13 protein-coding genes and 1 riboswitch are annotated in these 12,343 nt (G+C 36.8%); of the genes, 2 read left to right on the top strand and 11 right to left on the bottom strand.

Features of this window, described 5'->3' with window-relative positions; genetic code table 11:
* The first annotated feature begins 147 nt into the window (after positions 1–147).
* The gene (locus tag MHH71_RS16515; protein WP_003202389.1) at positions 148–441 is read left to right on the top strand and encodes a DUF3817 domain-containing protein; all 294 of its coding nucleotides are present in this window, start codon (positions 148–150) and stop codon (positions 439–441) included.
* Positions 442–482: 41 nt separating this feature from the next.
* On the opposite strand, the gene MHH71_RS16510 is transcribed toward MHH71_RS16515, so the two are convergent.
* The 5 genes from MHH71_RS16510 to MHH71_RS16490 form a co-directional block, all read right to left on the bottom strand.
* On the bottom strand, positions 483–1,160 hold the full coding sequence (locus tag MHH71_RS16510) for a uracil-DNA glycosylase (protein ID WP_006096715.1): 678 nt from the start codon (positions 1,158–1,160) through the stop codon (positions 483–485).
* 19 nt (positions 1,161–1,179) lie between these two features.
* Entirely contained in the window at positions 1,180–2,172 is a 993-nt protein-coding gene (locus MHH71_RS16505) for an ABC transporter permease (RefSeq protein ID WP_033799268.1), read from the bottom strand.
* Positions 2,165–3,082: an ABC transporter ATP-binding protein gene (locus MHH71_RS16500; protein ID WP_018782402.1), complete on the bottom strand. Its 918-nt coding sequence runs from the start codon at positions 3,080–3,082 to the stop codon at positions 2,165–2,167. Before MHH71_RS16500 ends, MHH71_RS16505 begins: the two co-directional genes overlap by 8 nt.
* Complete coding sequence (locus tag MHH71_RS16495) at positions 3,079–3,891, bottom strand: SGNH/GDSL hydrolase family protein (RefSeq protein ID WP_003202379.1); 813 nt, start codon at positions 3,889–3,891, stop codon at positions 3,079–3,081. Before MHH71_RS16495 ends, MHH71_RS16500 begins: the two co-directional genes overlap by 4 nt.
* An 81-nt stretch (positions 3,892–3,972) precedes the next feature.
* Entirely contained in the window at positions 3,973–4,950 is a 978-nt protein-coding gene (locus MHH71_RS16490; RefSeq protein ID WP_018764878.1) for a LacI family DNA-binding transcriptional regulator, read from the bottom strand.
* A 120-nt stretch (positions 4,951–5,070) separates the two neighbouring features.
* Between MHH71_RS16490 and MHH71_RS16485 the strand changes: the two genes are divergently transcribed.
* Complete coding sequence (locus MHH71_RS16485; protein WP_026008491.1) at positions 5,071–5,685, top strand: YczE/YyaS/YitT family protein; 615 nt, start codon at positions 5,071–5,073, stop codon at positions 5,683–5,685.
* 35 nt (positions 5,686–5,720) lie between these two features.
* Here the strand turns inward: MHH71_RS16485 and thrC are convergent, their stop codons facing one another.
* From thrC to MHH71_RS16455, 6 genes are all read right to left on the bottom strand, one after another.
* Positions 5,721–6,779, bottom strand: a complete 1,059-nt coding sequence (gene thrC, locus MHH71_RS16480; protein WP_006096716.1) for a threonine synthase — start codon at positions 6,777–6,779, stop codon at positions 5,721–5,723.
* The gene (locus MHH71_RS16475) at positions 6,779–8,074 is read right to left on the bottom strand and encodes a homoserine dehydrogenase (protein ID WP_006096717.1); all 1,296 of its coding nucleotides are present in this window, start codon (positions 8,072–8,074) and stop codon (positions 6,779–6,781) included. The genes thrC and MHH71_RS16475 overlap by 1 nt, the downstream gene beginning before the upstream one ends.
* Positions 8,075–8,218: 144 nt before the next feature.
* Positions 8,219–9,124 carry a homoserine O-acetyltransferase MetA gene (gene metA / locus MHH71_RS16470; RefSeq protein WP_033799269.1) on the bottom strand — a complete coding sequence of 302 codons (906 nt, stop codon included), beginning with the start codon at positions 9,122–9,124 and terminating at the stop codon, positions 8,219–8,221.
* Positions 9,108–10,406, bottom strand: a complete 1,299-nt coding sequence (locus MHH71_RS16465) for a bifunctional O-acetylhomoserine aminocarboxypropyltransferase/cysteine synthase (protein WP_006096719.1) — start codon at positions 10,404–10,406, stop codon at positions 9,108–9,110. Before MHH71_RS16465 ends, metA begins: the two co-directional genes overlap by 17 nt.
* Before the next feature lie 91 nt (positions 10,407–10,497).
* Positions 10,498–10,603, bottom strand: a riboswitch (SAM riboswitch).
* Positions 10,604–10,799: 196 nt separating this feature from the next.
* Entirely contained in the window at positions 10,800–11,117 is a 318-nt protein-coding gene (locus tag MHH71_RS16460; RefSeq protein WP_003209270.1) for a DUF4870 domain-containing protein, read from the bottom strand.
* Positions 11,118–11,508: 391 nt separating this feature from the next.
* Positions 11,509–12,129, bottom strand: a complete 621-nt coding sequence (locus tag MHH71_RS16455; RefSeq protein WP_006096720.1) for a DUF975 family protein — start codon at positions 12,127–12,129, stop codon at positions 11,509–11,511.
* Positions 12,130–12,343 lie beyond the last annotated feature (214 nt).

Here is a 12,343-nt window from a genome sequence, read left to right as displayed (position 1 = left end):
CGTAGCTTTGTGAAGATATTTTGAACTTTACAACATTCTCGTAGTGTAAACTTTGTTTTTGTATATAATGAAACAAAACATACTATTTTATTTGGAATAAGAATACAAATTTACTATATACAAGCGCATGTTTAAGGAGGCACTTTTATGTTATCTACACCAATCGGAAGATTAAGAGCAATTGGATTAGTCGAAGGGATTTCCTTTCTACTACTATTATTTGTAGCGATGCCGTTAAAATACTTTGCGGGGTTTGCAACAGCAGTTAAAATTACAGGTATGGCTCATGGCGTTCTATTTATATTATTCATCTTTGCCGTGATTCAAGTAACAATCGTACATCGTAAGTCTATCTTATGGGCTTTAGGTGCGTTGATTGCTTCCGTTATCCCATTTGGTACATTTGTACTAGATGCAAAATTAAAAAATGAACCGCAGTGATTAAAAAAGGTAGCTAACAGAATGACTGTTAGCTACCTTTTTTATAGATTTGGAATTTGCCAATCAATTTTTTTCTCATCCATACTAGATAAGAGGTCATTTACTTTTGAAAACGGCTTGCTGCCAAAGAAACCTCGTCTTGCTGATAAAGGACTTGGATGTACAGATTCAATAATATGATGATTCGAGTTTGTAATCAGTTTTTTCTTTGCTTGTGCATGGCGCCCCCACAATATGAAAATTAAAGGTTTTTCACGTTCATTTAACAGTTCAATAACACGATCTGTGAAATGCTCCCATCCTTTTCCCTTATGAGAATTTGCTTCCCCTTGTCTCACAGTTAACACCGCATTAAGTAATAATACGCCTTGCTCTGCCCATTTCACTAAATAACCGTTATTCGGAATTTCACAACCAAGATCTGCATGCAATTCTTTATACATATTTTGCAGTGATGGTGGTGTTTTCACGCCAGGTTGCACAGAAAAACTTAACCCATGCGCTTGATCTGGTCCATGATATGGATCTTGTCCTAAAATAACAACCTTTGTATCCTTATAACTTGTATAATGTAGTGCATTAAAAATATCATTGGCTTTCGGATATATGACATGGGTACTATATTCTTCTTTTAAAAACTGTCTTAGTTTTTGATAATATGGTTTCTCGAATTCTGGTGCAAGTAACGGCTCCCAATCATTCTTTAAAATATGTTCCATCTCTTCACTTCCTATTCATTTAATTGACCATGTCTTGCTTCGTAAATACGACAAATGAAATGATAAGAGAAACTACAGCCCAAGCTGTTAAATTCATCAATGAAAAGCTCATCGATAGACCTTGCAATGCCGGTAACTTCCCTGATAAATAATCTGTGAGCGATAAATTTACGCTAAAAATATATTTTGCCCCTTCCCAAGACGTTGCGAAGGAACTTAAGATACCACCTGCAATTAACGCCGCTAGCATGACTCCCATACCAGCTGGTGTATTACGAATTAACACAGAAACCATAAAGGATATGGTTCCCACAACAATCGCAACAAACCAAGCTAATCCATATGCCATTAAAATATATTGCCACTGCGGAATGAGGTGGACAAAATTTGTATTCAATGTTTCTTTATCAATTCCAAAACCCGTCAGTACCGGTAAATTCCACCCGGCATATCCGAAAACAACGCCCGATAATACATAGGAGAAAATCCCCACCAAGAGCAATATAAGTGAGATAAATAACAACATCGTCACATATTTACTGAGAAGAATTTTAAAGCGTCGAATCGGCCGCGTTAGAAGCATCTTCATCGTTCCATCACTTCGTTCTCCCGATACAATGTCAATTGCAACAATCATTACAAGTAGCGGAATAAACAATGTAATTCCTTGTTCAATGAATGCTCGTACAAACGTTGGTGCTCCTGGTGCTGTTGGATTAATATCATGATCTAAATAATATTGTTGCTGCTCCACTCGTACTTTCAGCCAATCCCGCCATTCTTCTGGCAACCTAGAATTATTTAAACGATTTTGCGAATCAACAATTTGCTGCTGAAGTGCTACCTTCCAATCGCTCGTACCAAGGCGTTTTTGCGTTGTCTGCACTTCACGATACTGTGCATAAACAAACAAAGGAATTAAGATTGCCAATATGAGCATGACGACAACAATACGTTTCTTTCGATAGATTTTTTCTGATTCATTTAAAACAAGATTCGCAATTTCACGCATGTTTCTCACTCCCTGTGAGTTCAATAAATAAATCTTCTAGTGTAAATACAAGCTCCTTCACGCTATGTACATCTATTCCGTTTTCTACAAAGCGTTTATTCCAAGCACTAATTGTATTAATATCCATTCGGCACAATAAACGTTCATCATCTATGCTAATTTCCCTAACTTCTTTTGAAGTTTTTAAAAGTTCTAATGCTCGGGAAATCGGTGTAACAATCCATTCAACACGATCGCTCGCAGTTTTAATCAACTCTTCAATAGGTGCAACTGTAATCATTTTTCCCTTATGAATAATAGCGACACGATCACATATCATTTGTACTTCACTTAGTAAGTGACTCGAAATAAAGACACTCATGTTTTCTTCTTTCACAAGCTTATGTATAAACTCCCTCATCTCTCTTATACCAGCTGGATCTAGGCCATTTGTTGGTTCATCTAGTATAAGGAGTTTCGGGTTTCCAAGAAGAGCCTGCGCGATTCCAAGGCGTTGTTTCATACCCAGAGAATACGTTTTCACTTTATCGTGAATACGTTCATCTAAATGAACCATTTTTGCAATTTCTAAAATACGTTCATCTGATATACCGCCAAGCATACGTGCAAATTGCTTTAAATTTTCCCACCCTGTTAAATATGTATAGAGCTCTGGATTTTCCACGATGCTACCAATTTGCCGCATCGCTTCTCGAAAGTTCTCTTTAATATTATAACCACCAATAGAGATCGTACCTTCAGTCGCTTTAATAAGACCAACTAGCATCCGAATTGTTGTTGTTTTCCCTGCTCCATTTGGTCCTAAAAATCCAAACACTTCTCCTTGGTTCACATCAAATGAAATGTTTTCAACAAGCGTCTTTTTCCCAATGACCTTTTTCACATTTCGTACTGAAAGTACCGTCGTCATTTCGCCCCTCCTTCATTTAGCTTCAGCTTACTTACAACGCCTTGTAATAAGCGATCCGCCATATATGAGTAGCCAATTTCATTCGGATGAAAATGATCTGAGTATAATAATTCTTTCCCTCGGTTTTGAAACAGATCAAACGTTGGCGTTATATATACATTTTTATTATCTATTGCTAACTTCTCTAAAGATGCATTCCAATCTACAACAATGGATGAAGAACCTTTTAAATCTTCAACATCCTCAAAAGGATTGTATAAACCGAGCCAGAAAATCGGGCTATCTGGATTTAGCTTTCGAATTTCTGTTAAAATTTGTTTTGCCTGATTTTGAAATGTTTCTGTATTAGGGCGATATGTTTCTAGATCTATCTTTCCAAGTGATTCCCATCCTGGAAATAAGTCATTTCCTCCAATTGTTAAAATGATAAGATCCGCTTGCTTAATTGAGTACTGTGCACCACTACTTGCTATTTGTTTCAACAAATCCGGCATTTTCGCACCACTAACAGCTAAATTCGTTAACGCTACCTTTTGTTTGTAGTCCTTCTGCAAACTTTCTTTCACTCGTCCCACATAGCCAATTCCTTCTTTATCTCCAACGCCACGCGTTAAAGAATCGCCTAAACTGACAACTTGTAATGTTCCAGGGTGCTGTTTCCCCTTTACTTGTTTTTGTGCTGTCTTCATAGTTAAATTTGAAGCTTTCGGATTTAATACATCATTAATCCCCGAAATAAAACCATATGCAAATAAACAAAAAGATGCAATTGTAATGAGTAAAATTCCTTTTACTAATTTGGATCTCATGTCAAAACCCCTTTTAGCCTCATAGATTGTCCCTAATTATACCAAACGCCTTTTCGAAAAGCGATTTTCATACTTTATGCATTATGTAGTTTCACGAAGGGTCAACTGTGGTAAAAGTTCAATGTTCTTCACATCTATTTTTTCATCCTCTATCTTCTCATATAATATTTCAAATGCTTTCGCACCAACTACTTTACTAGAATGAGCAATTGTTGTAATTCCTAACACATCAGCCACCTCTTGGTCATCGCACCCAATAATTGCAAGATCTTCAGGAATACGAATTCCTTGTTTTTTTGCTTCCGTTACCATACCTGCTGCGATTGGATTACAAGAAACGAGAAATGCTGTTGGTTTCACAGACATGTTAATCCACGCTCTTATCACTTCACGACCATCCTCTACTGTAAAATGCTCTGTAAACTTCCATTCTTCTCGAGATTCTATAGAAATCTCCTGAAGCGCTTCCTCATAAGCTTGTTTTCGTTTTTGACTATTTACGCTATGACTTCTGCCAATACAATATCCAATGTGGGCGTGTCCGTTTTCTATTACGTATTTCATCCCCTGCGAAAACACCTTATAGTGATCAATATGTACGCTAGAAATACACTTAGATTCTATTTCTTCACATGTTACAATCGGACCAAACTTTGTATATTCTTCTATTGTTTTGCAGCCATTCATTCTCGAGCATATAATTACACCATCAAGCTTCTTCATTTTTAACATATGCAAAATTTCAAGTTCTTTTTCGGCACTATAGTTCGTCTGACAGAGCATCATATTATAATTTTTTTTGGCCGTTTCTTTAGAAATCCCCTCAATAATTGCACTGTAATATTGATCATTTACATGCGGCAAAATAACACCTATCACATTCGTCTTTCCTCTTACTAAATGAATCGCATTCACATTTTGGGTGTAATTTAGCTCTTCAATGATTGCTAAAATTTCCTGCCTCTTTTTATCACTTACATACGGATGATTATTTAATACACGTGAAACCGTTGACACTGATACACCGGCAATTTCCGCAATCTTTTTTATATTTGTCATCTTATTTCCTCCCCTTCCCATCATTTAAATAAACCTCATCAAAAAATTCTTTCTTGACCTGGTAAGCTTTCCACAATATATCCTTTTCTAGCAAATACATTCAGAAAGGATTTGAAACATATGATACGTCTAAAACTAGACTATATATTTTTTATTAGCGGACTACTCATCCTATCTCTTGGAATTAACATGATGACAACTATTACTTCATTTGGCCTTAGTCCTTATGATTCGTTTTTTATTGCGCTATATCAAAACTTTGGAGTAAGTATTGGCTTTTGGATTTTTATGATTAACTTCGCCTTTACACTTATTGTGCTATTTTTGAATAAGAAGCATATTACAATCGGAACAATTGTTACTATGGTTCTTATTTCTGTTTTTGTTGATTGGATTGGTTCTATTACTATCATTATGGATTCAATCCGCTCTCTTCCAAAATATATAACACTTGTGTGCGGAAATCTATTTGTTGGCGCTGGAATTGGAATTTATGTCTCCACACAATTATGTGCAGCACCACAAGAGGCCTTTGTCTTAACAATGTCTGAAAAGAAAAAGTGGACGTTTCGCAGAACAGAAATTTCATTAGCTTTGCTATTTTTGACACTCAGTTTCTTATTAGATGGGCCTATTTACTTCGGAACAATTATCCTTTCCTTTACAACAGGCTGGATCATTCAAGCATTTATTCAGATTGGTACAAAAATCCTCCACATGAAAAAAGCCTATTGAGCGAATAACGCTACAATAGGCTTTTTTCATCTATTTTACCGAAAGACAGCTCCCTGAATATAGTCAAAGACAACCTTCTCATCATTTTGTAACACGACTGGTTGAATTCCCTTCGTATCAATGGCGATATTTGGATCCTTCAAACCGTTACCTGTTAATACCGCTACAATTTGGCTTCCTTTTGTAATTTCCCCGCTTTGCAATTGTTTATAAACACCTGCAAGAGAAGCACATGAAGCCGGTTCTGCAAAGATTCCTTCATACTTGGCTAGCCATTCATACGCTTCAAGAATTTCACGATCTGTTACTTCGTCAATTTTACCTCGAGATTGTTCTGCAGTTAGGGCGGCTTGCTCCCAACTTGCGGGATTTCCAATTCGAATTGCTGTTGCGATTGTTTCTGGCTCTTCAATTTTATGTCCGTGCACAATCGCCGCTGCTCCTTCAGCCTCAAAGCCGCGCATCTCTGGTAAACCCGTACCAAGTCTTTCGTGATACTCTTTGAAACCTTTCCAATACGCTGTAATATTGCCTGCATTACCAACTGGAATTGCTAAAATATCCGGCGCCTTCCCAAGCGCATCACAAATCTCAAATGCAGCTGTTTTTTGCCCTTCAATTCGGTATGGATTAACAGAATTTACAAGTGTAATTGGTGATGATTCGCTAAGCTTACGTACAATTTGCAAAGCATGATCGAAATTCCCATCCATACTTATAATCTCAGCACCATACATGACAGCTTGCGCTAATTTACCGTATGCAATCTTCCCGTTTGGAATAATAACGATGCACGACAGTCCTGCCCTAGCTGCATAAGCTGCTGCAGATGCAGACGTATTACCTGTAGATGCACAGATAATCGCTCCGCTCCCTGCTTCTTTTGCTTTTGCTACCGCCATTACCATACCGCGATCCTTAAACGATCCGCTTGGATTTGCCCCCTCTATTTTCCCGTAAATTGTTACGCCCCACCGCTTTGAAAGGTTTTCTAGTAAAATAAGTGGTGTATTACCTTCATGCAATGTTAAGGGAGGTGTCTTTTCCGTAATAGGTAAAAACTCCTTATACTCAGCAAGCAAACCTTTCCACATTACCTAGCATCTCCTTCGATTCGATAGTTTGCTTTCACACAATCTATTTCTTCGTATGTCCCCATTGTATGTAAAATATATTCATAGTCTGCAAGTGATGCACGATGTGTTACGATAACAATCTCAGCCTTTCCTTTCTCCCCGAGTGGCATTTGAATAATTTTTTCAAAGCTAACACCGCGTTCAGAGAATAAAGATGTAATTTTTGCAAACACACCAATTTCATCTTTTACATGTAGGCGTAAAAACTTCTTCACAAAAATTTCATCTGGCTCTTTTAATACCTTTTCATACTGCGCAGAAACTGCGCTATTCCCAGTTACACCAAGGCGCACATTTTGCATTACCGCAACTAAATCAGAAACAACCGCTGTCGCTGTCGGTAAACTTCCTGCACCAGGTCCATAAAACATTGTTTCTCCTACCGCTTCACCATATACATATACGGCGTTATATTCATTTTGAACAGCTGCAAGAGGGTGTGTATTCGGAAGTAATGTTGGCTCAACTGTTACCTCTAACTTTTCACCATCACGCTTCGCCAGTCCAATTAATTTAATTGTATATCCTAAGCTTTTACTATATGCGATATCTTCCTCAGTAATGGAAGTAATCCCTTTCACCTTCACATCTCCAAGCTCTACATTTGTAGAAAAACCTAGAGTAGCTAAAATCGTCATTTTCCTTGCTGCATCTAAACCTTCAACGTCTGATGTTGGATCTGCTTCCGCAAATCCAAGCTGCTGCGCTTCTTTTAACACGTCGTCATATGCTCTCCCTTCGTCAGACATTTTTGTCAGAATAAAGTTTGTTGTTCCGTTCACGATTCCCATCACTTTCGTAATAAGATCCGAAGAAAGTCCTTCTACAATGCTGCGCAGAATTGGAATCCCTCCAGCTACGCTCGCCTCGTAAAATAAGTCAGCTTGATTTTCCTTTGCCACCGTCAGTAATTCTGCTCCGTGCAATGCCATTAAATCTTTATTAGCAGTAACAACATGTTTACCATTTTTCAAAGCTTGTAAAATATATGCTTTCGCTTCCTCTATGCCACCCATCACTTCAATGACAACATCAATATCAGGATTATCTATAATTTCATTTGCATTTTTCGTTAATAAGGTAGAGGGTACTTGGACCTCTCTCTCTTTTTCAATATTTTGCACTAATACTTTTGTTACTTTCACTGGGCAACCAACTTGGTGCATAAGACGATCTTGATGATTCGTAATAATACGAACCACACCGCTGCCAACCGTTCCAAGGCCTAATAAGCCCACTTGAATTTCATTCATGATACTGTCCACCCCTCTAAAGAATTGTATTTAGATGCCATTATATAAGTTAAGATTCTGAAAAACAATATATTTTGAACATTCGGAAAAATATAAAGTAATCCGTGTAAAGAAAACGTTGCCACGTGTTATATAATGATCAGCTTACAAAATATAAGGGGTTTCTTGATACACATAATAATTTAACCAATTTGAAAATAATAAGTTTCCATGACTCCGCCATCTTATAAGTGGCTTTTCAGCTGGATTATTATGTTTAAAATAGTTTTTGGGAACCTTAATATCTAGCCCTCTTTGTTTATCGCGTTCATATTCTTGTTTTAACGTATCGCAGCTATATTCGCTATGACCAAGAACAAAAATATGCTTTCCATCTTGCCCCATAACAAGGTGGACACCTGCTTCTTCTGATGTTGCTAGTAATGTCAACTCTCGTACTTTTTCAATATCAGCTGCGCGTACTTCCGTATGGCGTGAATGTGGTGCAAAAAAGAGCTCATCGAATCCTTGTAACAATTTCACATGCTGCTCATGCACTTCATGCTCGAATACACCAAATATCTTTTCTTCAAGCGAGTATTTCGGAATTCCATAGTGATAATACAGACCCGCTTGTGCTCCCCAACAAATATGCAATGTAGATGTTACATTCGTTTTTGAATAGTCCATTATGCGTCCAAGTTCTTCCCAATAATCTACATCTTCAAAAGGAAGTGTTTCAATTGGGGCCCCTGTAATAATGAGACCATCAAATTTGTCTCCCTCAATATCGCGAAATGTTTTATAAAAACTTGTTAAATGGTCTTGCGCTACATTACGGGATATATGAGACTCCATATGAAGTAAATGCACATCCAGTTGAAGTGGTGTATTACCGAGTAACCTGAGCAATTGCGCTTCTGTTTCTTGTTTTGTTGGCATTAAGTTCAAAATTGCAATTTTTAGAGCACGTATATCTTGTGTTTCAGCTCGCTCTTTTGTCATCACAAAAATATTTTCTTTTTGCAATATTTTACGGGCTGGTAACTCCTTATCAACAATGATCGGCATGCGCTTTGCCTCCAACTAATGCTTCCTCTAGGTCCGCAATAATATCAGAAACATCTTCGATACCGACTGATAAGCGAATTAAATCAGATGTAACACCTGCTAAACGTTGCTCTTCTTCATTTAACTGTCTGTGCGTTGTACTAGCGGGATGAATCACACATGTCCTTGCATCTGCAACGTGTGTCACAAGAGTTGCCAGCTTCACATTTGCAATGAACTCTTTCGCAGGTTCTAGTCCTCCTTTAATACCAAATGTTAAAACACCACTTGCACCTTTTGCTAAGTACTTTTGCGCTAACGGATAATTTTCATTACTTTCTAATCCCGGATAATTCACCCATTCAATACGATCATGGTTAGCAAGCCACTTCGCAACTGCAAGAGCATTTTCACTATGACGCTCCATTCGTAAATGTAATGTTTCTAAACCGATGTTGCTAATATACGCATTGAATGGGCTCATACAGTTTCCATAGTCTCTTAATAGTTGAACACGAGCTTTCACAATATATGCCGCCTGGCCAAAATTCTGCACATAACTTACGCCATGATAACTTGGATCTGGTTCGACAAGCTCAGGATATTTTCCATTTGTCCAATCAAAATTTCCTCCATCAATGACAATTCCACCTAATGAACTCGCATGGCCATCAATATATTTCGTTGTAGAATGAACAACAATATTTGCGCCATGCTCAAACGCTTGGCATAAATATGGTGTCGCCAAAGTATTATCCACGATAAACGGTACTTCCAGTTCTTTTGCCGCGTTTGAAAACTCTTTAAAATTTAAAACATTCATCGCTGGATTTCCAAGGGACTCTGCATAAATCAGCTTTGTTTTTTCAGTTGCAAGTGCCACAATCTCATCAGCAGTTAAGTTCGGATTAAAGAATGTTACATCAATACCAAGCTTACGCAAACTTACTCCAAACAGGTTAAAGGTTCCCCCATAAACGGTTGAAGAACAAAGCAAATGATCACCACTGCCACAAATATTTAAAACAGCAAGCATAATAGCCGCTTGACCAGAGGCTGTCGCAACAGATCCGGCTCCGCCTTCTAACTCTGTTAACTTTTGTTCAAATGCTGCTAGTGTCGGATTCCCAATACGCGTATAAATATAGCCCTCTGCCTCTAAATTAAAGAGCGCTGCTAAATCATCGGACGTATCGTATTTATACGTCGTACTTTGATAAAGTGGTAAAACACGTGGTTCACCATTCTTCGGTGTATAACCACCTTGCACACAAATGGTTCCTTTTCCCCATGATTCTCCCATTCCTTATTCTCCTTTCTTTTATAGAAAATAAAAAAACTGCTTCTTTCCCTAACAAGAAAGAAGCAGTTTGAAAACACGCTCTAAAGTCTCTTTCTTATCTCTCAGGGTTTATTACCTGCAGGATTTGGCACAATTCCGTTATTCGGCTGTTGCCAAGGTTTCATAGGGCCTGTCCCTCCACCTTTTCTTGATAAGACTATGCAATTACCGTTGATTTTATAGCAATAATTTCCTAATGTCAATTATTTTTCTGAATGTTTACAAAATATTTTATTAACTGTTTATTATAAAAATTAAAATTCAAGGAACCAAGGGAAATATCCCCTCGTCATCAAGCTAAGCTTAAATAAGAATTACAATGATGAATACGAAGAATAGTAGATACCCTAGAGGTTATGCTCTAATTACTCGAATCCCTTTTACAATATTCCAAATAAAAAAGTATAGACTAATTAGGCCGCAAATACATACCATAATCATTGCGCCAATAGCCATTGTTGTACCTGGTTGCTTAAAACCGACATCCATAATTCCCAATACTACAATTCCTATAAAAGTAGTAATTCCCGGAATAAGATGTGTCCATAGAGCTCGTTTCGCATGACCTTTTGTTTCATGATCTCCGAGAATCCAAACAATTAGCGGGAATAAGACAGGGGCAAAAAGAACACTCCAGTACGAAAAAGAAGATAAAACTTTATTTCCATTCATATGTATCACCTCATGAAATTGTGTTTGTTGTTATACCTTTATTATGTAGGAAAATCTATTCTTTTACTATCGCTAGACCTTACAACAACATGACAGTTTTGTAAGATTCTATAGTGGTAATTTGGTAAGCCTACTGCTTGATATCATGCACGTGATATTCTAAAAAAATTAAGGGCCAAGGATTTTTTGAAAGAACCCTTGGCCATTTTCGTATTTATGAAATATTTGCTTATTTTGCGTGTAAAGCATCTACTGTAAGTGATATATAGATCATATACCATAACACAATCGTTAAAGTAAGAGGTCACAAGTCGTTCAATGGTATAACAATTTATAAAATGCTTATAAAGAACAGCAAGCATGAACCATTAACATTTATGCTTTGTTGTTTTTAAACATAAGATTTTCTTTTATAATAGTCTGTTGAAACTTTCTCATAAAACGCTGCTTTTGTAGTATAAAAATATGGAATCAACCATAAGAAACCGATTCCTAGAGTAAGGATACTTAGTATAAACCAGCCAATAAAACTTAAACATATTAAGAAATAATCCATCTTATGTCCGTTCATCATACGACGACTTTCCGTAATAGCTTGGTTCATTGAAAATTCCGGATGATCATTTAAAATAAAAAATGTCATAGTGTAAGAGAAAATTTTAACAATCCCTGGAATGATAAATAGCAATGCCCATAAAGTAATATAGATATCCATTAGTAAATATATTAAAATTGATTTAATAAGCTTATTTAACCCTTTACACCATTTAAATAATTGCCCAATCCCAACTGTCTTGTCACGAACTGTATTTAAGGCAAGATAGTAAGCACCTAAAGTTAAGGGCCCAACCATTAGCATGACAATAATATCCATCATAAACGATTCTATTACTTTACTCCAGCTCCAAGACCATACGAAAGGGAATATAAAGAACAATGTAGTAACTCCTACTGCTAATCCCCATCTTTCATCAAGCTCATCAAGCGCTTGTTCTTTCAAATCACGAATCAAACAAGAAACCTCCTAAATCTAATGCGTATTTTAACTTATACTAGTATACAATTCTCGTAGGGATTACAATAGCATTTTAGATAATTTATATTTATTTCCGTACATGACATGATCAGTATCATTTCGATGAAATCAAAAGCTTTAAACATCACTTGTATTTTGCTTCTTTAAAAGAAATAATACTAATGATGTTTATAATATATGTTGAATAAGT

The sequence above is a fragment of the Bacillus sp. FSL H8-0534 genome (genome assembly GCF_038005885.1).
Lineage (GTDB): Bacteria > Bacillota > Bacilli > Bacillales > Bacillaceae_G > Bacillus_A > Bacillus_A pseudomycoides.
Note: the sequence above shows the minus strand (reverse complement) of the source record. Positions and strands in the feature narration are given on the sequence as shown.

Coding starts and splice junctions, on each gene's coding strand:
- MHH71_RS16515 (WP_003202389.1), top strand. CDS start 148: ATGTTATCTACACCAATCGGAAGATTAAGAGCAATTGGATTAGTCGAA.
- MHH71_RS16510 (WP_006096715.1), bottom strand. CDS start 1,160: ATGGAACATATTTTAAAGAATGATTGGGAGCCGTTACTTGCACCAGAA.
- MHH71_RS16505 (WP_033799268.1), bottom strand. CDS start 2,172: ATGCGTGAAATTGCGAATCTTGTTTTAAATGAATCAGAAAAAATCTAT.
- MHH71_RS16500 (WP_018782402.1), bottom strand. CDS start 3,082: ATGACGACGGTACTTTCAGTACGAAATGTGAAAAAGGTCATTGGGAAA.
- MHH71_RS16495 (WP_003202379.1), bottom strand. CDS start 3,891: ATGAGATCCAAATTAGTAAAAGGAATTTTACTCATTACAATTGCATCT.
- MHH71_RS16490 (WP_018764878.1), bottom strand. CDS start 4,950: ATGACAAATATAAAAAAGATTGCGGAAATTGCCGGTGTATCAGTGTCA.
- MHH71_RS16485 (WP_026008491.1), top strand. CDS start 5,071: ATGATACGTCTAAAACTAGACTATATATTTTTTATTAGCGGACTACTC.
- thrC (WP_006096716.1), bottom strand. CDS start 6,779: ATGTGGAAAGGTTTGCTTGCTGAGTATAAGGAGTTTTTACCTATTACG.
- MHH71_RS16475 (WP_006096717.1), bottom strand. CDS start 8,074: ATGAATGAAATTCAAGTGGGCTTATTAGGCCTTGGAACGGTTGGCAGC.
- metA (WP_033799269.1), bottom strand. CDS start 9,124: ATGCCGATCATTGTTGATAAGGAGTTACCAGCCCGTAAAATATTGCAA.
- MHH71_RS16465 (WP_006096719.1), bottom strand. CDS start 10,406: ATGGGAGAATCATGGGGAAAAGGAACCATTTGTGTGCAAGGTGGTTAT.
- MHH71_RS16460 (WP_003209270.1), bottom strand. CDS start 11,117: ATGAATGGAAATAAAGTTTTATCTTCTTTTTCGTACTGGAGTGTTCTT.